Consider the following 21,717-nt stretch of genomic DNA (forward strand, 5'->3'; position numbering starts at 1 on the left):
TTACTTCTATTGGTTTGTTAAATAATTAATGATTGCTGTTTGCATATAGTATTGCTGTATACTTTCTATTTGATTGAGCTGAAACTTAAGTTGTAGTTCTTGAATATCAAGTATATCATTAAAATCTATGGTTCCAGTTTCATAACTTTTTACTAGAATTTTCTCAGCATTTTTGGCTTGTTCCAAGTTCTTTTGTTGTGTGTTATTTTGGATTCTTGCTTTATTTCTATTTGATAATGCATTGGCTAATATTGTGGTAAGCTGATTTATTCTCTCTTCTTTTTCTGCTGTTATTCTTTCTTGATGGAGCTCATTTTGCCGTGTTATAGAGTTATATTGCTTATTAAATATCGGGATAGAGAGAGAGACCATTGGCATTATAATATCTTTACCATTATCCGATATGATCATATCAGATCGTTCTGACACAGGAATGTAACTCAACCCAAAACCAATTTGAGGAGCACTTTCTTTTTTATTGAGCTGTTCTGATTGTAATACACTTTGATATAGTGCATCATAAGTAAGTATTTCTGGATTTAATGCTATTTCCTCACTTTGAGCTTCTGTGTCTTGTAGTGGGATTTTTAGTCTATGAGATACCACGATACTATCTTTTTTTTTGTTGATTAGTGCAATAAAACTTGCTTGTTCTGCTGTTACTTGCTCTTTAAGTACATCTCTATATTGTTGCAATTCATTTTGTCGAATTTGTAATTTTAATACATCTACTACAGAGGCCTTACCCACCTCTACCGATGTTAATGCTAGTTTTTCATAGGTTTGTAATAAATTTATATTTTCGGTAACTATTTTTTGTTTTGACTGGATAGCATATAATTTATAATAGGATTGAGCTATTGCGAGTGCTATTTTTCTTTTAATAACAACAACTTCTAAATATTCTTTTTCTGTTATTGTATTTGCATAGTGCTCTCTTGCAGTGAGTGTTCCAAACCATGGTAACATTTGTTGTACAGAAATTTTTGCTCGTTGTGCTCCTGTTCTCGTTTCGGGTTCGCTTACAAAATATCCAACACTTATTTGTGTGTTGGGTAATGTATGTGTTTCATTCTCTTTTTCTTTTGCAATAGCATGACGAATCTCAAAGGATTGAATTTGAGAATTATTTATCATGGCTTCTTGTATATATGCTTCTAGTTGCTGTGCTTCTGCGGTATAAAAAAAGAGCAGACTACCTATAATAATACTTAGATATCTCATACTGTTTTTCTTTTAAGTTTAATTTCTTTTGTCCATGCATATAAAATGGGGACAACAAATAATGTGATTAAAGCAATACTCATTCCTCCAAAAGATGGAATTGCCATAGGTATCATTATATCACTTCCTCTTCCTGTTGATGTAAGAATAGGTAATAATGCAAGAATCGTAGTTGCAGTTGTCATAAGACATGGACGAATTCTCTTTTCTCCTGCTTCTATTACCGATGCTCTAATCTGGGATAGTGATTGTGGTTTATTCTTATCAAAAGTTTGAGTAAGGTAGGTTGCCATTACAACTCCGTCATCTGTTGCAATACCAAAGAGTGCTATAAAACCAACCCATACTGCCACACTTAGATTGATTGTTTGTATTTGAAATACTTCTCTCAAATTTATATCAAATATATTTATATCTAGAAACCACTCTTGGCCATATAACCAAATCATTATAAATCCTCCTGCAAATGCTACAGCAATACCTGTAAATACTATCATTGATGTTATAGCAGAGCGAAACTGAAAATATAGTATCAAAAAAATGATCGCTAAAGCAAGAGGAACCACCATAGATAAAGTTTTTTCTGCTCGTAGTTGATTTTCATAGGTTCCTGTAAACTCGTAACTTATTCCTTTTGGGATATGAAGTTCTCCTTTATTTATTTTCGTTTCAATCTGTTTTTGAGCATTTTCTACTACATTGATTTCTGCAAATTCATCGAGTTTATCAAATAATACATATCCTACCAAAAAAGTATCTTCACTTTTGATTACCTGTGGTCCTTGTTGATAACGTATATTGACCAATTCACTCAAGGGAACGGTATTGCCTTTTTCTACAGGCACATATATTTTTTCTAAATCTGTTGGGTTTGCTCTAAGTTCACGAGGATAGCGTACACGTACTTGATAGCGTTCTCTGCCTTCTACAGTTTGAGTAAGAGGCATCCCTCCTACTGCTACTTCAAGTACTTCTTGTACTTGCGCTACTGATACACCATAACGGGTTAGTTGCTGTCTATCTATATCTATGAGTAGATAAGGTTTTCCTACAATACGATCTGCAAAGACAGCTTCTTTTTTTACTCCTGTTACTTCTTTTATTATTTCTTCTAATCTAATTCCAAATTTCTCGATCTGTTTAAGGTCTTGGCCTTTTATTTTGATCCCCATAGGTGCTCTCATTCCTGTTTGTAACATGATTAATCGAGTTTCTATAGGTTGTAATTTGGGAGCAGAAGTAACTCCTGGTAATTTGGTGACTTGTACTATTTTTTTCCATATATCATCTCTAGAATGTATTTCTGGACGCCAATTACGAAAAAACTCTCCTTCATCATCTGGAATAAGTTGTTTCTTTTTAATGTGTAATGAATTCAAAACAACCTTTCCTTCTTTCTTTGCGTTTAGAATATCGGTAGCGTCAATAATATTATTTTCATTATAAATAAGTGCATTATCTTTTCCTATAAAAAAGCCCTCATCATTGGTTTTGTATCGTTGTCTTTTTCCTTTATGACTAAGCATGTATTCAGGCTTATATTGAATGATATTTTCATACATAGATAAGGGTGCTGGGTCTAGAGCAGATTCTGTTTTTCCTGCTTTACCTACCACTGTTTTTATTTCAGGAATACTTGCTACAGCCATATCTAATTGTTTCAAAATCCTTTTGTTTTCTTCGATACCAGCATGGGGTAAAGTTGTTGGCATTAATAGGAAAGATCCTTCGTCTAAGGATGGCATAAACTCTTTTGCTGTGTTTTTCATAATCACAAAACCAAGAAGTACAATTATAGCTGGTAGTGACAAAAAAGCTATCTTGTGTTCTAATGCCCATTGCAAAATTACTGCATAATACTTCTGAAAAAAAGTAAAAATCCCTAATATACTTACACAGATTATTAGTACAAAAATGAGATTCCAAAACATATTTTCTCCTACTCCCAATGGACGCCAATGTATTGTTAATAAACACACTATTGTAATAATAAAGGCTCCTATATAAATCTGATTAGATCGTTTTGAAGAGAGTTTCTTTTGTAAACCAAGAATTGAAGTTATTGCAAAAACAATTATAAGTATACCTAGCCATATTTTATTAAAAATAGCTAGTACTCCTAACAATATCAATAAACCATTGATTATATATTGTACAATCGTTTTTATGCGTCTTTTTTGAAATAAGAATGCTGCAAATGGTGGAATAAGAAATAAAGCGACAATAATTGACGCTGAGAGTGCCATTGTTTTTGTAAATGCTAGAGGTCTGAATAATTTACCTTCTGCACCAATCATAGTAAATACAGGAATAAAACTAATAATCGTTGTCAAAACCGCTGTAAGGATAGCCCCTGAAACTTCTGCTGTTGCGTTATAAACTACAGTATTGATCGGTACACTCTCTTTATCATCATCAATATGTCTGATTATATTTTCTGATAGAATAACCCCTACATCAACCATAGTACCTATAGCAATGGCAATACCTGATAATGCAACGATATTGGCTTCTACATTAAAAATTTTCATGGCTATAAACACCATTAGAACTGCTACTGGTAAAAGTCCTGAAATAAGAATAGATGCTCTGAGGTTAAATACCATTATAATAATTACTAGAATGGTTATCAAAATTTCTAGAGTTAAGGCTTCGCTTAATGTTCCCAGAGTTTCTTGAATAAGTTCTGTACGATCATAAAATGGAACAATCGTTAATTGTGATGTACGCCCGTCTTTTAATTTTTTTGATGGAAGCCCTGTACTAAGTTCTTTTATTTTATTTTTTACATTATTAATGACTTCCATTGGATTTGCACCATATCTAGCTACAACAACACCTCCTACTACTTCTGCTCCTTCTTTATCTAATATTCCTCTTCTGGTTGCTGGACCTATATGCACATGGGCAATATCTTTAATACGGATAGAAGTATATTCTTCTGATGTGACTACGGCATTTTCTATATCAGCAATAGATTGTATATACCCAAGACCACGAACCAGATATTCTGCCTGATTGATCTCTAGTGTTTGTGCACCAATATCTTTATTAGATTGTTTTATTGCCTGTACAACATCTCGAAGACTTACATTATATTGTCGCATCAATTCAGGGTCTACATCTATCTGATATTCTTTAACATGCCCTCCTACTGATGCTACTTCGGCTACACCACTTGCAGATGATAATGCGTATTTTATATAATAATCCTGAACACTTCTTATTTCTTGTAAATCCCATCCTCCTGTTACTTCTCCGTTTTCATCTCTTCCCTCTATAGTATACCAAAAAATCTGACCCAATCCAGTTGCATCCGGCCCTAGGGATGGCTTCACTCCTTTTGGCAATAAATTACCTGGTAACGAATTAAGTTTTTCTAGAATACGGCTTCGACCCCAATAGAATTCTATATCTTCTTCAAAAATGATATAGATGCTAGAAAAACCAAACATTGAGGAACTACGAATAGTTTTTACCCCTGGAACTCCCAGAAGTGATGTTGTTAATGGATAGGTAACCTGATCTTCTATGTCTTGTGGGGATCGACCCTGCCATTTTGTATATACAATTTGCTGATTTTCGCCTATATCAGGTATGGCATCAACAGCTACAGGGTCTGTAGGTAATAGTCCTGTTTGCCATGAAAAAGGTGCATTTATAATACCCCACCCTACAAATAGTATAAGCATAAGCAAGGCTACAAGCTTATTCTCTATAATAAATTTGATGCTTTTATTTAGCATATTATTTGATTATTAAACAATTAAAGAAAATTGTTGTTTATAGGATACAACAACCTAACCCAATTTATAAATTATATTAGGCAATTTTTAATTATTTAATTCATCAAATAAGAAAAGTCTCGTTGAGGATATGAATATCCTTGACCAGAAAAGGTGGTGAGTGCTCCTTAAAAGGGACTATATTGGCTTCTAACCCTTCAAAAAGGTCTATAAAAGAATAATAAAAAGAGCTGATAAAAACTTGTTGTTCAAAAGTTAGGCTATCAAATGAGTTTTGTAGCTCATCTTGCCCATCAATCGTTAATTGTTTATCACTACAACAACTTTTTTTGAGTAGTATAGAACAAGTTGATTTGTCAGAAACCTGCTGTTTCATACCACATGTCTTTGCTTCTTTATATAGCGCAATATCCACTAAGGTAGTTCCACAATAATGCATATCAATAGTAAATGACATTGTAGAAAATAATACTACTAATGTCATGCAAACTGCTGATATTTTTTGAATGATTTCTTTCATTTACGCAACAAATTTACGAAAAAATGAAATACCTCACCTTGTTTAACAGAAGTTTAATGATTCTTATTTACTTTATGAGGTCTTATCAATTCTGACAATTATAGATAAAAGCTGGCGGAATATTTTTAATACAAAGTGTTGTTTTGGCTTCTAAAAAATTAGTTTTTAAAAGTTCCTGATCTTTTTTTGTGTATTGATATTGAATAAAGCTCCCTCCTTCTTTAAGTATAAACTTGATATCATCTATCAACTGCTTCTTGAAATTATATTCAATATTAGCCAAAGGCAAGCAAGATATTACAAAGTCTACTTTGTTCTCTGCAAAAATAGAACTCAAATTAGATACACATGTATTATGTATTGTTAGCCGATTATCTTTTATAGATTTTAATTTTGGAATAAATGAGAGGTTAATCTCAAAAGAATGCAAACATGAATTTATTCCTATTTTATTCAAAATAGGTTTTGTTATCACTCCATCACCAGCACCTAGCTCGACAACTGTCAATTTCTTATCTGCATCCAAAGGTTTGACCAGTTGACTCGCTAATTTCTTAGAGCTTCTAAACAAACTTCCTGTTTGCTTTAAGTTTTTTAGCGCTGTAATTGTAAAAAGTTTTGACATATATTTTCCCTCACTTAATTGTGTTCTTCTACTATATAGAGATATATGTAATGCTTATAAATTCATTACTTGTGTATACCTCGACTTACTTATATTCCTTATTCCTTACCTTATATGACGACTATGCTTTAAAATAGTTACATACGTATGGGGTACAAAAATAGTTTCTTTTTTATAGTACCCTAATTTGAACATAAAAAAAGAGACCACGCAATGTGATCTCTTAATGTAATAATAGGTAAGTTCCTGGTATTGATTAACTTTTAATTTCCTGCTAATAGCACATAAGAATCTGTTACAGGAGATATACTATAATCTTTTATGTTTTTTGTGTTTTTTAAGTGCTTCTCTGCTTCTTCAAATGCGGTTTCTAAGGCACTTAATTTTGAATTTTGACTGACAACGATAGTTTTTGATATTGTATTACCATTCGTATACTCTATTGTTATTTTCCACTTCTTTATAGAGTGAACATTCTTATTTGCTGATGTTCTTTCTTTAGCTTTTTTCTTACGCTCAATTTTTTCTTTACCTCCAAAAAAAGGTTCAGTTTTTAATGGAGTTGCGCTCACCATAGATACGCAAAACACTACTGTTGCTAATAAAAGTTTCATAATTAGATGATTTGATTTGTATGCAACGAATATACAAACATATTTTTAATATACAAGTATTTTTTTAATAAAAATTTATTTGAATAATCAAATGTTATATGTATGTTTGCGATATGGTAAACAGGAAACTAAAAAAGCTCCTTAAAAAAAGTAAAGGAGCTAAAACGGTATATGGTATATCAAAAGCTTTAGGAGTAAGTCCGCAGGCAGGTGATTATGTTGTGAAGCGAAAAGATCTTGTAAAAGATTTTGAAAGACTGCAAAAAATTGCCAACTATATGGATGTTGATATAAAAGATATTATTGATTATAAGGATCAATAAAATTCTAAATACAAACTTGATAAGTCTTTTTTTTTAGAATACCACTAAACTATTTTGATATAGTATTATCTCACCTCGTATGTTACGAGGTTTTTGCAGTATATTTTTTTCAACCTATATGGAAATATAAAAGCCTCTGGAGATCCAGAGGCTTTTACTATATTTTTGAAAACTCTATTTGATTACCTCGTAATCATAATTTTTTTGGTAATCATTTTTGTGTCTATATCTATTCTCAAGATATAGACACCTTCTGGCAATGAAGAAATATCAATCTTGTTTTCTGATAATTGATTCTCCATTACTGTTTGACCGATATAATTAATAATCTTATATGATAAATTATTTTTAACATGTTTTGTCTGTACAAATAAGATTCCGTCTTTCACAGGATTTGGATATACCGATATATCACTATTATCTTTTCTTATAGTTCCCCCTTCTTTTGCAGCTGGAGTTGTACTTATATTTACAGCATAATCTTCTACTTCACCGTATGTAAATGTTTCACATGCTCCTGGTTCTACATTATATTTCATAGAAACCCTCATTCTGGTTGTGCCTGATAATGCTGTTGTGGGAATATTAAAATTAAAAGATTGATTTGCACTACTATTTGATTGATTCGATACTATTTGTTCTGTGGCTTCAAAGCTACCGTTCTGATTATAATCTATCCATACACTCCAATATTCTCTATATGCTGTATTTGTAAATCCTGCACTTACTATAATGGTGTTTGCCCCATATCCTATATTTGCCACTAAACTAGTAAAATCACCATATCCAGAATTTGCTGTTGTTGTATTTGTTATTTCACCCAACCCAACATAGTCAATATATTCATAGCTTACATTATTTCCTTTGGATACACAATATGAAATAGCCTGATCTAATGTAGTTGCATTAATTATAGCACTATGAGCAGAGACATTTCCTGCTACATCTTTTGCTTTTACAGAAAACGTATATGTTGTATTAGGGCTTAATCCTGTAACAGTATAATTTGTATTTGTTACTGTAGTTAATAAAGTTGCTCCTTGATATATTTCATATCCAGATACTCCAATATTATCTGTAGATGAATTCCATAAAAGTCCAATACTAGTAGACGTAATAGATGATGTAGTTAGATTTGTAGGAACAGAAGGAGGTTCTGTATCTGGTGTAGAAGATTTTATAGTAATGTTATCTATAGCCATATCACTTCTAAAACCTGTTCCTGTAATTCCCTTAAATTGCAATTTGATCACAGACCCAGCATATGCACTAAGATCAACAGTTGCTGTGTTCCATATATTTCCTAAATTACCACTCTTGCTCCATAATGAAGTATACGTACCGCCATCATTTGTACTGATTAAGACTTCTAATATCCCCATTTGACTACCATACATATGATACCCAAATTCTAAAGAAATTCCTGACAAAACTCCTAAATCAATACAAGGACTCTCAAGAAGTGCTGTTTTATTAGGGCTACCAGAGGATGAAGCTTCTGTATAGAGGTAAAAAGCTCCTTCTTGGCCAGTAGAAGGGCCTGTTGATGAAGAAGAAGTTCCTCCAGAATCTCTTGTCCAGTTTATATCATCCCCTGACACATTGGTCCAAAGCCCTAAACCTGCCTCAAAACTTTCTATATATGGAAATGAATTTATTCCTGCACAAGTAGGAGTACCGAGTGTTGTAAAGTTTGTAGATGTACTATATGGAGAACTAGTTCCTCCAGCACAATTACTTCTTACTTGAGATTCATAAGAAGTGCTCGCTACCAAACCTGTAATATTAATCGTATTTGTAGTAGACGATACGTTTACCCAATTAGCACTACCTATCACACGGTATCTTATATCATATGTGGCTCCTGAGCTTGTATTCCAGCTTAATGTAGCCGTTGTAGGCTGAATACTTGAAGCTACCAATCCTGTAGGTGCCACACCTCCTATTGGAGTTAATTGTACATTCTTGATTACAGCAGCATAATCTGCTACGGTTACTCCTGTAAGTGTAAGCGACTCATAACAAGCGGCTTCAAACAAAAGATCATATGTTCCTGCTTTTATAGGTCTATAATAATCTCCTTCTGGTAATTCTGTGGGAGTCCATGTTTCATAACTTTCTTTACCTATTACAGTAATTTTTGCTTGTATAGGCTGATTTGTTACTACATCTGTAACTACCCCTCTGATGCCATAATTTATTTGTTTTAAAAAAGAAATTAACGCTTCTTTATTATAATTCCAAAAGTTTACTAATTGATTTGCTGGCGGAGTCTTATTGGTTGATAATTCAACGGTTATTTCTTTTCCTTTTTGATTATATATTTGGTAATCTTGCCTTCCTCCTTGTACTTCATACCATGCAAAACCATTGGTAATTCCATTGTTTATATCATCAAAATATCCTGCTGGACTATTGGCTTGGCAGTGATTTCTATACTCTTCAGAAACATGTACAAAATAATCTTCATCAGGATGTGCTCCTGCATACGTATCCCAAGGGTAATTAACCAGCTCTATTCCTCCATGAAAATTTGCTGATAACACAAAGTGTTGAGCATCTGCAAAATTCATAAATGCAATAGTTTCTGTCTGGTACGTATTGCCATCAGGGTGAGCTCCATCATCAGGATCTGGATAATTCCTATTTAAGTCTACATTATTAGCATTTCCTCTAGTAGCATTGGCCACAGATGTATTGTTTGGGCTATTACGAAAAGTGCCATCTGGATTTGCTAAAGGATTAATCCAAACTTCATTGTTATCTAATAAATTCTTGATATCATTATGTTTAGGATGCGCAGTATTAGAATAAGCGTCTAGTAAATAATCAATAAGATTAAGCATCATAGGATATCCAGCAATTTCATCTCCATGCATAGACGAGGTATACATTACCCGCGGTTCTTGCTCATTAAGATTTACATTGTCTGACAGTTTCACAAATAATAAAGATTTATCTCCTTCTGTAGTAACACCAATATTCTCTACTTTACACAGAGTTGGATAATTGATAGCAAAATCATTCATCATTGTCTCATAATCTGAATAGGTTGGATATGCTGTAAGCGGAAATGTAGTTGCTTTACCAGCTAAATCCGAAGTCATGGTTCTATATCCAATAATATTATCTTCTGTAGTAACAGTAAAAGGAATATTTTTTTGCAAAAAGGAAGAGAATTGATTTTTATTAGCCATTACTTTGACCGTATTTGTGTTTTCATCATAATGCACGATAGCTAATTCTTTGCTTATGAGGTTTAATTGTGATTTTTGAGTAATTGTAAAATCAAAGATTACTTCTCCCTTTAGATTTAAATACTCTTTGGCGAGCTCTTTATTACTTTTTTGTGCATAAAGAGAAATACTGATGATACACGATATCACCAGCATAAAGATGGTACTTTTTTTCATTGGTTTTAAGAATAGTTTAAGTTGAGTTAATTAATGAATTAACATAAAAAACATTAAGATAATTTGCATAATCTATTGTACCTAAAGATACTAAATTCAAGCAAAAGCGAATACTAAAAATAAATAAGAAGTAAAAGGTGAATCCTACCCGATAATAAAAGGGGTATTTAATCTATAAATATTCGATCTTTCCCTTCAAATTTTGGGGCTTGAATAGAGATTACTTTTAGAGGGATTTTTGACAACACTGCTACTCTATGTATTGTCTGTTTAGGTATTGTAATCCAGTCTCCTTTTTTTATTACTTGCTCTTTGCCATTCAACCAAACTTTTGCTTTTCCTTCTAGTACAAATACCTGTTCTGTATGCTCTTTATGAATGTGTGGATTCACTTTATCTTTTATCCAAATTACAAATGTAGAAGCGTTTGCATCTGTATATACTTTTTTTACTAAAATATTATTATAATTCTCATTTGGTACAATATCATCTATAGCAATCACTTCTTGAGAAAAACCTAAGTTATATATAAGAATACAACAAGCAATCGATATTATTTTCATATTTTATTATTTTTATTCTCTAAAAGACTTAACACACCTAACAGTTTGATTTAAAATTCTTTTGATTCAAAATCAATTTCGGTGGGTGAACGATATTTAGAAAAAGGTAATTTAAGTAACTTTTTAATATCTGTAGTTGAATTGATATTAGGGTAACTATCAACACCATATACCAAATTATTACTAGATATTTTAGAATATGTTTTAAAAATCCGATCCCAAATAGAAAAAATATTCCCATAATTAGTATCTGTATAAGGTAATTTATAATGATGATGTACCTTATGCATATTTGGCGAAACAATAACCCAGCTAAGGGCTGTATCTACTTTTTTAGGCAAAGAAATATTTGCATGGTTAAATTGTGACAATAGTACTGATAGAGATTGGTACAACATAATTACCCCAATTGGCGCTCCAGTAATAAAAATTGCGAGTGTAGTAAATAAAAAACGAACAATACTTTCTCCTGGATGATGCCTATTGGCTGTTGTAGTATCAACTTGATTATCTGTATGATGCACCAAATGAAACATCCATAGTGGTTTTATCATATGTTGAATATAATGTGCCACCCATGCTCCAACCAAATCAAGTAACGCAACACCTAACAATACTGTAGCCCAAGTTGGCAACACCAACCATTGTAGCACTCCAAACTTATGACTTACTGTCCAATCACTTGTTTTAAGCAAGATAAATGCCAACAAGAAATTGATGATTATAGTAGTTAATGTAAAAAACAAATTAGGCCATGCATGTTTAAATTTCTTGTACCTAAACCTAAATAATGGTGCGTTATACTCTATAAGCCAAAAAAAGGCAATTCCTCCTACTAGAATAAAACTGCGGTGCGAAGAAGGTATCGTTTCAAAATAATCAAGAATAGCTTGCATTTACGTAAAGTATTCTATTTTTGATAATTACACAATTGTTTCTTTGAATTTCAAGGTTAAATTATAGCAAAACAACAAATAGGCAACCAAAAAGTTGCTTATTAAAAAAATATCAGTAATTTAGCAACTATATAGTTGCGTATTAATTTTAAAATAAACATTATGAAAGACTTAATCACAAAAGAAAGAATATTTAATCATCCTATAGAAAAAGTTTGGAATGCAATCACCAATGCTACAGAAATTTCAACTTGGTTTTTGCAAGCCGATTTCAAGGCAGAAAAAGGGTATCAGTACACTTTTATTTCTACAAAAAAAGAATGCTCTCCTATCGAAGGGGAAGTAAAAAAAGCAGATCCCTATACATTGGTTTATTCCTGGATTGTAAAAGAGGCTCCTGTAGAAACTACAGTAAAGTGGATTTTGGAAGAAATTGAAGGTGGTACCAAATTGTATCTTGAACATTCGGGAATATCAAACTACAAAGGAGAGACTGCTATCGAAATGTTTAGTAGTTTTACCAACGGATGGGATCATTGTATCTCTGGTCTCTTTGATTACCTAAAACAAACTATTCATGCACAATAACATTACCACAATATTAAAGGCTATTGCAGATCCTACTAGACGCGAAATATTTCATGCTTTGGTAATATCTGCAACTGCTTTACCAATAACTCAAATATCTGATCAGTTTGAAATCAGCAGACAAGGTATTACCAAACACTTAAAAACTTTAGAAAACGCTGGGTTAATTCGTATAAACACTAATGGAAGAGAACGATATTGCTATGCTGACACGCACCCTTTGAAAGAAGTAAATCAATGGTTAAAAACCTATGAAGAATTTTGGGATGATACTTTAGATAACCTAAATACATATTTAGATAAAAGTTAATCTTTTTAATTGAAATATTTTTCATCTATACCTCTCATAGAAAATTATCTAAATTTGTATTTCACTCAGTTTCTAAGTACATTGCAATCCACAAAACAACTTAATATCAATATCTTATGAAAAACACAAACAAACCCCCTGTGTGGTTTTGGGTTATAGGTATCATAGCATTATTATGGAATATTATGGGAGTAATGGCTTATATTGGTCAGGCTTTTATAACTAATGAAGCATTGGCTCTTTTACCAGAAAATGAACAAAATTTTTATAAAAACACTCCTATTTGGGTCACTGCTGCTTTTGCAATAGCTGTATTCTCAGGTACTTTAGGATGTATTGCTTTATTAGTAAGAAGAAAATGGGCTTCTTTTCTTTTTATAGCATCTCTACTAGGTGTCTTAGGACAAGCAGTATACAATTTCTTTATACAAGATTATATAGCACTATCAGGAAGTAGAGTTATAATGCCATGTATTGTTATTGTGGTTGCTTTTTTTCTAGTTTGGTTTGCAAAAAAATCACAATCTAATCTTTGGATTTCTTAACAGTTAGATTTTTTAAAATAAACTACATCTAGGAAACCCCATGAAGTATTTGTTTAAAACAAGCTTCAGAACATTAAAGTCTAACTCAATAAACAAAAATATTACTCTTTAACTACAATCAATGTAGCTTTAACTCCAGTGGTAAGATTCCATTCATTACTGGTTATGAGACTACCTTGGTCATCATAAAGATGAAACTCTGCAGTATTAGGACCAGACTCTCCTTGGTTTAACGCTTCTATATCAATCTTATTAAACCCTTTTATCAAATCAATACCTATCCCCTTAAAATCACCACCTAAAAATACTTTTGAAACAATCATTGTATCATTAAGATAAATCCTAACTACATCACCGTCTACATATTCATGATCCCTATATAATAATCTAACAAATTCTCCTTTACTTTTAAAATCGCCAAAATATTGGTCACTCTTATAGGCATCTTTAATCTCTTTATCTTTTGTAAACCATTTAGGTGTTTTTTCTATTTCTGGTTCAAAAAAGCCAGTATTACCTCTCATATCAAAATTAGGTTCATTTCGATCATATTCACCTAACTTTTTTGAAGAATCGTGCAATAAAGGAGAAGATTCTGGTTCGGAAGTTAATATCCCACCAGATAATCTAGATGGTACTGTATTATTAATATCACCACCCAAAGCAGGTAATGTATTCTCTATTTGTGCATACATCACTATACCACAACATAAAAATAAAAGTAAAAATAAGTAAGTTTTCATAACATATTCATATTCCACCATCAATATACAAAGGTAATTATTAAAGTCTAAGGATCATAAATTACATTATATCTTTTTTATTGATCAATCGCATTTACCTATAAAGACCCTATTAATTCTTAATAATTACACATAATTGTTAAGTTATTCTAGTAATCAAAAAAAACACACTAACAAACTTGTATGATGAGTGGTATATTTCTTATTTTGTTATTAAAAATGATATGATTCATTATATAATAGAAGGAACACTTCTTGTTGGGCTTCTTTTTTTGTGGTTTATCTATAAAAAGAACAGTAAAAAGCTTGATAAAAAAAACATCGAACTACAGCAAAAAGCTAACGAACAATTTCGTTTACAGCAAGATTTTATCTCTACTCTTAGCCAAGAGTTAAGAACTCCTTTATATGGTATTATGGGATTAACTAATCTCATAGAAGAAGAATATCCTGAAATCAAAAATGATAAAAATCTCAAGTCTCTAAAATTTTCTGGAGATTATCTTTTTACATTGATCAATAATGTACTTCATGTAAATTTTTTGGACTCGAAAGAAATGATTGTTCAGAACAACTTATTTAATTTAAAAGAGGTTACTCAAAATCTAATTAATTCATTTGGTTACGCTACAGAAAATAGTGACAACACCCTTCATTTTGAATTTGACTCTAAAATAGATTATATGGTTTATGGAGATGCTGCTATTATTTCGCAAATCCTTATGAACCTAATAAGTAATTCGCTTCGATATACAAAAAACGGAAATGTATATTTTTTGGTTAGCTCAAATAAGCAAGTTGAAAATACGGCCACTATTCATTTCAAAATTAATCATAATGGTTATGATATCTCTAAAGAAGATGAAAAATCCATTTATCAAGAGTTTATTAATACAGAAAACACCAAAGAATCTTTTCTTGGTACTGGAATTAATTCAAAAATCATCAATCGCCTTGCTAAGGCTATAGGTGCTGAAATTGTAATAAAAAATAATGCTCATTCAGGTTCTGAATATATCTTGATTATGGACTTTGAATTTCAACAACAACCAACAAGTAATGGGATTAAGAAAGTTATTTTTGATGATTCTCTACAATCTACCAATTACAAGGTTTTAATTGTAGATGATAACAAACTAAATCTTCTTGTAGCCGACAAAATATTATCTAAAGAGCAATTTGACTGTACCACTATTGATAATGGTTTTGATGCAATAGACCTTGCCAAAGAAAATGAATATGATATTATACTTATGGATATCAATATGCCAAGACTGAATGGGATTGGAACCACCAAAAGAATAAGAAAATTCAATACATCAACTCCTATCATTGCACTTACTGCTGTAGATGTTACTCAATTAAACAGGCAAATTGTAAGAGCTGGGCTCAATGATTATATTTTAAAACCTTATAACAAAAATCATTTATTAAAAATGATTCATAAATACATAAATAGTTCTTCTGTAAAAGAAAATTAATATATAATTATTTGTTGTCCAATTCTCAAAATAGAATTATGTCGTAAAGAGTTTGTTTTACATATTTCAGAGATTGCCAACCCATATTTATTTGCTATACGAGAAAGTGTATCTCCCTTTTTTACAGTATAAATCTTCTTTTTCTCTTCTTCTGCCTTTGCAATATCATCCTTTGTTTTATAAACCACTATTTTACTCATACGCGTAGACCGATGGTATCTTGGGGTAACCCACCTTTTGGTCACCATAAGCGTATCTGATCGTATTTTTCTATCTTTTGTAAATTCAAATAAATATTCTGGATTGATTCCTTTGCCATGATACCGTACTTCTAGATGCAAATGACTACCTCTAGCATTTCCAGTAACCCCTCCTTCACCAATCATTTGACCTTTTTTTACATTGTCATTTTTTTTTACTATTGTTTTAGAAAGATGTGCATAGACCGTTTCTAATCCATTATGATGTCGTACCACTATAGTATTACCATACCCACCATGATATCCTACATATCGTATTTTACCATCTAATATTGTTTTCACAGTATCTCCTACTTGAAGATCAATATCTATACCTTTATGAGCACGCCCTCTTCTCCATCCAAAACGAGAAGTAATCACCATTTTACCAGAAACTGGTGGTGAGAAATCTTTTTCATCAAATTCTAATTGAAAAGGAAAACTAAGATGTTCATCCCAATATGGATTAAAATTCAGAGTATCCCATTTGGTATTATATGTTTCCATATGGTCAGACAAAATATCTTCTACAGGAAACTGTTTAGCTTTTCTTGGATAGATAGGTAAACATATTATTTTACCTTCTAATACCATCTTTTTATAATCAATTACTTTATTCTCTTCTTGTGTTACCGTTTCTTGACCAGAGATCACAAAAAAGGATATAAATAACAAACAACAGGATACGAACCTTTTTTTCATTAAAAACATCTAATTATTATACATTTTATCAATTCAAAACAATTTAGGGCTGTATCAATTCTACTTTATATAAAACTGCTAAAATAACATGTTGTTACAAAAAAAACATAGATTACATTAGTAATTCATACAATCAATAGCTTAACAAAACTTATATTTTTTTGAATATCAAACAGTTATTTACTCATAAAAAATATACCATTTCTGTATAGTTTTTATAGCCTTTATTTTCCAGATGCAATATTAACACTTTTTAAGAAATTCATATGAAAATATTAATAATTAATAAAACAATAAATCTCGCAAGTGACAGTTTAGATAAAAACTAATTATTAATTAAATAACCATGAAAAGATTATCCACGTTAATTGTAATGTCAGGAGCATTGATTATGACATCTTGTGTATCAAAAAAGAAGTATGTTGCTTTAGAACAAGAATTACAGGAAACACGTAGTACGCTACAAAAAACTGCCGTAGAGAAAGATGAACTAGAAGATAAATTTGCGAAGATTGAAGCTAGAGTAGCAGACTATAATGCGAAAATCAACTCTTTGAGAGATGAGAATAACGAAAAAATGGTAATGGTAGATGGTGGTGTAGCCGCAATATCTAACAATACTAAAGAAAAAATGAAAGCTACATTGGCTAAAGTTGATCAGCAAAAATTACAAAATGCTACTTCTTTAAAAGATTCAATGAATCTTGCTGTATCTTATAATTTAAAAAATTCTTTATCTGATGATTTAAAAAATGATGAAGATATCTCAATAGATATAGACAACACTGTAGTAATGATTTCTATCTCTGATAAAATGTTATTCAATAGTGGTAGTTATAGAGTTAGCAGTAAAGCAGATAACATACTAAAGAAATTAGCAGAAGTTATCAATTCTGAGCCAAGCTTAGAAGTTATGGTAGAAGGTCATACTGACTCTAGAACAATTAACAATGCTGTCGTACAAGACAACTGGGACTTAAGTGTAAAAAGAGCAACATCTATTATTAGAAAATTACAATCTTCTTATAGTGTTGACCCTGCTAAATTAATTGCATCTGGTAGAAGTAGTTATAAGCCATTGGTAGAAAATGATTCTAAAGAAAATATGGCGATTAACAGACGTACAAGAATTGTCTTATTACCAAATATGGATAAGTTTTTTGCTATGTTATCTTCTAACTAGTATAAGAAAAACATATTTTTAAACATATAAAAAGCGGGATAAGTTTTATAATTATCCCGCTTTTCTATTACTTCATTTTAAACTTTTTTGTAGTTCTGCTGTCTTATTATAAATCAAAATTACAGAAACTATGAAAAGTCTTACATTACCACGATTTTCTTTCTTCTTATCCATCTTAACTATTCTACTTATAAGTAGCAGCTTTACAACTACCAGAATTGATTGGAAACATTTGGGGTCAAGAACTGTCAATTATAGGTTAGATAAAGACGTAATAAAACTAACTGCCAAAGAAGGAAGCTTTAGGAAATTAAAAATTAAAATTACAGGCGGATCTCTTACAATGCATAAAATGGTAGTTCAATACGGGAATGGAAAAAAAGATATCATCCAATTAAAACATAATTTTTCAAGAAAAAGTGAAACAAGAATTATTGATTTAAAAGGAAACAAACGTATTATTAGAAATATCACTTTTATTTATGATACTAAAAAGTCATCAATAAAAAAGGCGAAAATTCATGTTTTTGGTAAACATTGAAATCAGAATAAGGTTGAATACATTTTTTAGCAACTAGTAATCAACCTTATTATTCATTTTATGTAGGGTTCAATCCAATAGATAATAGCCACATTTCAAGTAAGCACCCTCAGGAAAAGAAATAGGATGATCTATATCATGATGCGTTTTTTCGAGTATCGTAAAATTCCTTCCAGATGTAAGAATGTTTTCTTCAGAGATTTCAAAAAATTCATCTGCCAATACTCGTGAAGAACAGGAAGCTAAAACCAATATTCCGTTTGAGGATACTAATCTTGCTCCTAATTCAGCTAATCTAGCATAACTAATTTTAGCTTTATGAATTTCGCTTTCTCTTTTTGCAAATGATGGCGGATCTATTACAACAATATCAAACTTTTGATTAGTTTCTACTAACGTTTGTAACCCCACAAAAGCATCTATTGCCATTATTTCATGTATCCCTTTATGGCTATTTAAATCTACATTTCCTTTTGCCATATCCAAAGCTTGCTTACTAATATCAAGACTTACCACTCTTTTTGCTCCTCCTGCTAATGCATGAACAGAAAAACCTCCTGCGTACGAAAAAACATCAAGAACAGTTTTATCACCAGCTAGCTCCCCTACTCTTTTCCTATTATGGCGATGGTCTAAAAAATATCCAGTTTTATGCCCCTTAATTACATTGGCAGAAAACAGAACACCATGTTCTTTAAAAATGACCACTTCATTTTCAAGAGTACCATAAATCACTTGACCATCCTTAAAACCAAATACTTCTCCTTGCGATTGCAGCAATCTACTCAATCTAATAACAACACAATCACAATTTGTAGTATCAATCAAAGATTGAATAATCCAATTAAGATATGGAAACCATATATGCGAATACAATTTGATAACCAAAACCTTATCATAAACATCTGCAATAAAACCAGGTAAATAGTCATTTTCTCCAAATAATAATCGATAACTATTAGTATCTGTTTCTAATAAAGGTTTTCTCTGATCATATGCATTAGAAATAGTGCCTTCAAACCATTCTTTATTTATCTGTGCAGTTTTCCCAAATTGAATTAATTTAACTCGTATAGGAGAATATGGATCATACAATCCACAGGCTAAAAATGCATTCTTTTTGGTATCATATACAATTACTAAATCTCCAGCTTCTCCTTCTACATTTTGTTTGATAATACTATCTTCAAAAATCCAAGGGTGCTTGCGTTTTACCATCTTCTCTGCAGATGGTCTTAGCTTAATAGCAATTCTTTTTGTCTTTATATCTGGAACAATCTTCATCTTCTGCAAGAATAATAATTATTTTACTCACATATAGTAATCCATGCTATAATTAATTTTAAAAAAACAAAATCATAAAATAAAAAGGAATTTATAGGGTACAAATAAAAAAGCACTTATCTCAAGAAATATCAAGATAAGCGCTCTAATTATGATTTTTTAATTTCCTTTTGAAAAGCACTCATCTCAATAAGTATCAAGATAAGCGCCCTACATGTACCGTTAAAGCTAATTTACTTATACTTACTAGACGCCCATGTATGAATTTTGTTACACAAAAAATAAAAAAAAATAACCATATATTATTTTTTTAAAAAACATCCTTCAAAAAAAGTAATTTACATCTAACTTTTAACATATTTATAAAATTAAATATATACATTTGTAAAATGAATACTCAAAGAATACTTGAAATAAATAAGGCTTTATCCAATTCTACTCGTTTAGAGATTCTTAAATGGTTAAAAAAACCTGAAGTACACTTCCCTCCTCATAAAGATTTAGGTCATTTTGATGATGGTGTGTGTGGCCTTTTTATAAAAAATAAATCTGGATTATCACAGCCTACTATATCTCATTATCTTACAGGTATGCAAAAAGCTGGTTTACTTACTACAACAAGACATGGTAAATGGACATATTTTAAAAGAAATGAGGGGGTAATCAAAGAGTTTCTAACTGCAATGCAAAAAGAATTATAAAAAATTTAAAAATACATATTCATAAAATTAAATATATAATAATGTAAATTAAGTAAAAACTTCAATTATAAGTTTATGAAAATATTAGTTATAGGCGCAACAGGAACGATTGGATCAGCAGTATACAATACTCTTAAAGAACAGTATAATGAGGTATATGGGGCTCATAGAAATAGTGTATCTTATCCTATAGATATTACCCACAAGAGCTCTATAGAAGGACTTTTTAAAAATTTACCAAAATTAGATGCTGTAATTAATACCGCAGGCACAGCTGTTTGGAAATCTTTTTCTGAACTATCAGAACAAGATTATTATACAGGAATTCATAGTAAATTAATGGGGCAAATTAATCTAGTACACATTGCTCAAGAGTATCTTAATGACAATGCTTCTATAACATTGACAACAGGTATTCTAGCAGAACACTATGAACCCAACACCACAGCATTATCATTTATCAATGGTGCAATACACAGCTTTATAAACACCGCATCAAATGAGTTGAAACGTGGAATTCGTCTTAATGCCGTCGCTCCAGGAGCTATTGCAGGAGATTTTCCTAATAATCAAAAGTTCGCAGGTCATTTTCCTGTAACTATCCAGGACGTAGTAGCATGTTACAAACAACTACTTATAAATAAAAGCACAGGTACTATTTATAAAAAATACTAAAACCAAAATTCATGAAAATTCCAATTTATCAAATCGACGCTTTTACTCAAAAGTTATTTGGTGGCAATCCCGCAGCTGTATGTCATTTACCACATTGGTTAGATGACCAAACATTACAAAATATCGCAATAGAAAATAATTTGGCTGAAACAGCTTACTTTGTACAAAAAGATGAAATCTATGAGATTAGATGGTTTATGCCTCATGATGAGATTGATTTATGCGGTCATGCCACTCTTGCATCTGCTTATGTAATTTTTAACTATATAGATTCATCTATTACAGAAATTACATTCTCTTCAAAAAGCGGCCTTCTAAAAGCTAAAAAAGAAGATAACGGAGCCATAACCTTAGATTTCCCTTCTAGACCCCCTGTTGCTATAGAAATACCTTCACAGGTACATAAAGCTCTTAATGTAAAACCTTTATCAGCTTATGCCGCACGCGATTTAATCATAACACTTTCATCAGAAAAAGAAATATTAAACGCTACTCTTGATCTAAATTTATTAAAAGAGCTTCCTTATTTATGCATTATAATTACCGCAAAAGGGCAAGATGTTGATTTTGTTTCTCGTGTGTTTGATGCCAATGCTACTATTCTGCCAGAAGATCCTGTGACTGGATCTGCACATGCCTCTCTAGTGCCTTTTTGGGCAGAAAAACTTAACAAAACAAAACTTCTGGCCCAACAATTATCTACAAGAAGAGGAGAAATACAGTGTGCTATAGAAGGTGATCGTGTGTTTCTAAGTGGTTATGCTGTTTCTTATTTAATTGGAGAAATAGATATTTAGCACT

General features: G+C 31.3%; 21 protein-coding genes. 10 read left to right on the plus strand and 11 right to left on the minus strand.

Annotated elements, in window-relative coordinates; translation table 11 throughout:
* Nucleotides 1-6: 6 nt before the first annotated feature.
* The 5 genes from DG508_RS16555 to DG508_RS16575 form a co-directional block, all read right to left on the minus strand.
* Nucleotides 7-1,224 (minus strand): TolC family protein, encoded by a 1,218-nt coding sequence (locus DG508_RS16555; protein WP_108869210.1) that lies wholly within the window; start codon nucleotides 1,222-1,224, stop codon nucleotides 7-9.
* The gene (locus tag DG508_RS16560) at nucleotides 1,221-4,970 is read right to left on the minus strand and encodes an efflux RND transporter permease subunit (protein ID WP_108869211.1); all 3,750 of its coding nucleotides are present in this window, start codon (nucleotides 4,968-4,970) and stop codon (nucleotides 1,221-1,223) included. Before DG508_RS16560 ends, DG508_RS16555 begins: the two co-directional genes overlap by 4 nt.
* A 103-nt stretch (nucleotides 4,971-5,073) precedes the next feature.
* Entirely contained in the window at nucleotides 5,074-5,490 is a 417-nt protein-coding gene (locus tag DG508_RS16565) for an HYC_CC_PP family protein (protein WP_108869212.1), read from the minus strand.
* Between the two features lie 85 nt (nucleotides 5,491-5,575).
* A complete protein-coding gene (locus DG508_RS16570) occupies nucleotides 5,576-6,115 on the minus strand; it encodes a class I SAM-dependent methyltransferase (RefSeq protein WP_108869213.1) in 540 nt (179 codons plus the stop codon).
* Between the two features lie 263 nt (nucleotides 6,116-6,378).
* Nucleotides 6,379-6,729: a hypothetical protein gene (locus DG508_RS16575; protein ID WP_108869214.1), complete on the minus strand. Its 351-nt coding sequence runs from the start codon at nucleotides 6,727-6,729 to the stop codon at nucleotides 6,379-6,381.
* A gap of 98 nt (nucleotides 6,730-6,827) precedes the next feature.
* On the opposite strand from DG508_RS16575, the gene DG508_RS16580 reads away from it, so the two are divergent.
* On the plus strand, nucleotides 6,828-7,052 hold the full coding sequence (locus DG508_RS16580) for a hypothetical protein (RefSeq protein WP_108869215.1): 225 nt from the start codon (nucleotides 6,828-6,830) through the stop codon (nucleotides 7,050-7,052).
* Nucleotides 7,053-7,234: 182 nt separating this feature from the next.
* On the opposite strand, the gene DG508_RS16585 is transcribed toward DG508_RS16580, so the two are convergent.
* From DG508_RS16585 to DG508_RS16595, 3 genes are all read right to left on the minus strand, one after another.
* On the minus strand, nucleotides 7,235-10,465 hold the full coding sequence (locus DG508_RS16585; RefSeq protein WP_108869216.1) for a M14 family zinc carboxypeptidase: 3,231 nt from the start codon (nucleotides 10,463-10,465) through the stop codon (nucleotides 7,235-7,237).
* A 167-nt stretch (nucleotides 10,466-10,632) separates the two neighbouring features.
* The gene (locus DG508_RS16590; protein WP_108869217.1) at nucleotides 10,633-11,028 is read right to left on the minus strand and encodes a cupin domain-containing protein; all 396 of its coding nucleotides are present in this window, start codon (nucleotides 11,026-11,028) and stop codon (nucleotides 10,633-10,635) included.
* A gap of 50 nt (nucleotides 11,029-11,078) precedes the next feature.
* Nucleotides 11,079-11,924: a sterol desaturase family protein gene (locus tag DG508_RS16595; RefSeq protein WP_108869218.1), complete on the minus strand. Its 846-nt coding sequence runs from the start codon at nucleotides 11,922-11,924 to the stop codon at nucleotides 11,079-11,081.
* Between the two features lie 162 nt (nucleotides 11,925-12,086).
* Between DG508_RS16595 and DG508_RS16600 the strand changes: the two genes are divergently transcribed.
* The 3 genes from DG508_RS16600 (at nucleotide 12,087) to DG508_RS16610 (ending at nucleotide 13,367) form a co-directional block, all read left to right on the plus strand.
* Nucleotides 12,087-12,512: an SRPBCC family protein gene (locus DG508_RS16600; RefSeq protein ID WP_108869219.1), complete on the plus strand. Its 426-nt coding sequence runs from the start codon at nucleotides 12,087-12,089 to the stop codon at nucleotides 12,510-12,512.
* Nucleotides 12,502-12,822: an ArsR/SmtB family transcription factor gene (locus DG508_RS16605; RefSeq protein WP_108869220.1), complete on the plus strand. Its 321-nt coding sequence runs from the start codon at nucleotides 12,502-12,504 to the stop codon at nucleotides 12,820-12,822. Before DG508_RS16600 ends, DG508_RS16605 begins: the two co-directional genes overlap by 11 nt.
* A 116-nt stretch (nucleotides 12,823-12,938) precedes the next feature.
* Nucleotides 12,939-13,367, plus strand: a complete 429-nt coding sequence (locus DG508_RS16610) for a hypothetical protein (RefSeq protein WP_108869221.1) — start codon at nucleotides 12,939-12,941, stop codon at nucleotides 13,365-13,367.
* 101 nt (nucleotides 13,368-13,468) lie between these two features.
* Here DG508_RS16610 and DG508_RS16615 read toward each other — a convergent pair whose 3' ends face one another.
* A complete protein-coding gene (locus DG508_RS16615) occupies nucleotides 13,469-14,110 on the minus strand; it encodes a hypothetical protein (RefSeq protein WP_159090876.1) in 642 nt (213 codons plus the stop codon).
* 224 nt (nucleotides 14,111-14,334) lie between these two features.
* Here DG508_RS16615 and DG508_RS16620 point away from each other — a divergent pair, with 224 nt between their 5' ends.
* On the plus strand, nucleotides 14,335-15,591 hold the full coding sequence (locus DG508_RS16620; RefSeq protein ID WP_108869223.1) for a response regulator: 1,257 nt from the start codon (nucleotides 14,335-14,337) through the stop codon (nucleotides 15,589-15,591).
* Here DG508_RS16620 and DG508_RS16625 read toward each other — a convergent pair.
* A complete protein-coding gene (locus DG508_RS16625; protein WP_159090877.1) occupies nucleotides 15,588-16,532 on the minus strand; it encodes a peptidoglycan DD-metalloendopeptidase family protein in 945 nt (314 codons plus the stop codon). The two genes, DG508_RS16620 and DG508_RS16625, sit on opposite strands and share 4 nt — an antisense overlap.
* Before the next feature lie 346 nt (nucleotides 16,533-16,878).
* Here DG508_RS16625 and DG508_RS16630 point away from each other — a divergent pair, with 346 nt between their 5' ends.
* Entirely contained in the window at nucleotides 16,879-17,715 is an 837-nt protein-coding gene (locus DG508_RS16630) for an OmpA/MotB family protein (RefSeq protein WP_108869225.1), read from the plus strand.
* A 130-nt stretch (nucleotides 17,716-17,845) separates the two neighbouring features.
* Nucleotides 17,846-18,256, plus strand: a complete 411-nt coding sequence (locus DG508_RS16635) for a DUF2541 family protein (protein ID WP_108869226.1) — start codon at nucleotides 17,846-17,848, stop codon at nucleotides 18,254-18,256.
* 69 nt (nucleotides 18,257-18,325) lie between these two features.
* On the opposite strand, the gene DG508_RS16640 is transcribed toward DG508_RS16635, so the two are convergent.
* On the minus strand, nucleotides 18,326-19,540 hold the full coding sequence (locus DG508_RS16640; RefSeq protein WP_108869227.1) for a class I SAM-dependent rRNA methyltransferase: 1,215 nt from the start codon (nucleotides 19,538-19,540) through the stop codon (nucleotides 18,326-18,328).
* A 389-nt stretch (nucleotides 19,541-19,929) separates the two neighbouring features.
* Between DG508_RS16640 and DG508_RS16645 the strand changes: the two genes are divergently transcribed.
* The 3 genes from DG508_RS16645 to DG508_RS16655 all read left to right on the plus strand — a co-directional run bounded on the left by DG508_RS16645 (nucleotide 19,930) and on the right by DG508_RS16655 (nucleotide 21,713).
* Nucleotides 19,930-20,241 carry an ArsR/SmtB family transcription factor gene (locus DG508_RS16645; protein WP_108869228.1) on the plus strand — a complete coding sequence of 104 codons (312 nt, stop codon included), beginning with the start codon at nucleotides 19,930-19,932 and terminating at the stop codon, nucleotides 20,239-20,241.
* Nucleotides 20,242-20,316: 75 nt separating this feature from the next.
* Complete coding sequence (locus DG508_RS16650; RefSeq protein WP_108869229.1) at nucleotides 20,317-20,916, plus strand: short chain dehydrogenase; 600 nt, start codon at nucleotides 20,317-20,319, stop codon at nucleotides 20,914-20,916.
* An 11-nt stretch (nucleotides 20,917-20,927) separates the two neighbouring features.
* Nucleotides 20,928-21,713 carry a PhzF family phenazine biosynthesis protein gene (locus DG508_RS16655; protein ID WP_108869230.1) on the plus strand — a complete coding sequence of 262 codons (786 nt, stop codon included), beginning with the start codon at nucleotides 20,928-20,930 and terminating at the stop codon, nucleotides 21,711-21,713.
* Nucleotides 21,714-21,717 lie beyond the last annotated feature (4 nt).

This window comes from Aquimarina aquimarini (assembly GCF_900299535.1).
GTDB classification, from domain to species: domain Bacteria; phylum Bacteroidota; class Bacteroidia; order Flavobacteriales; family Flavobacteriaceae; genus Aquimarina; species Aquimarina aquimarini.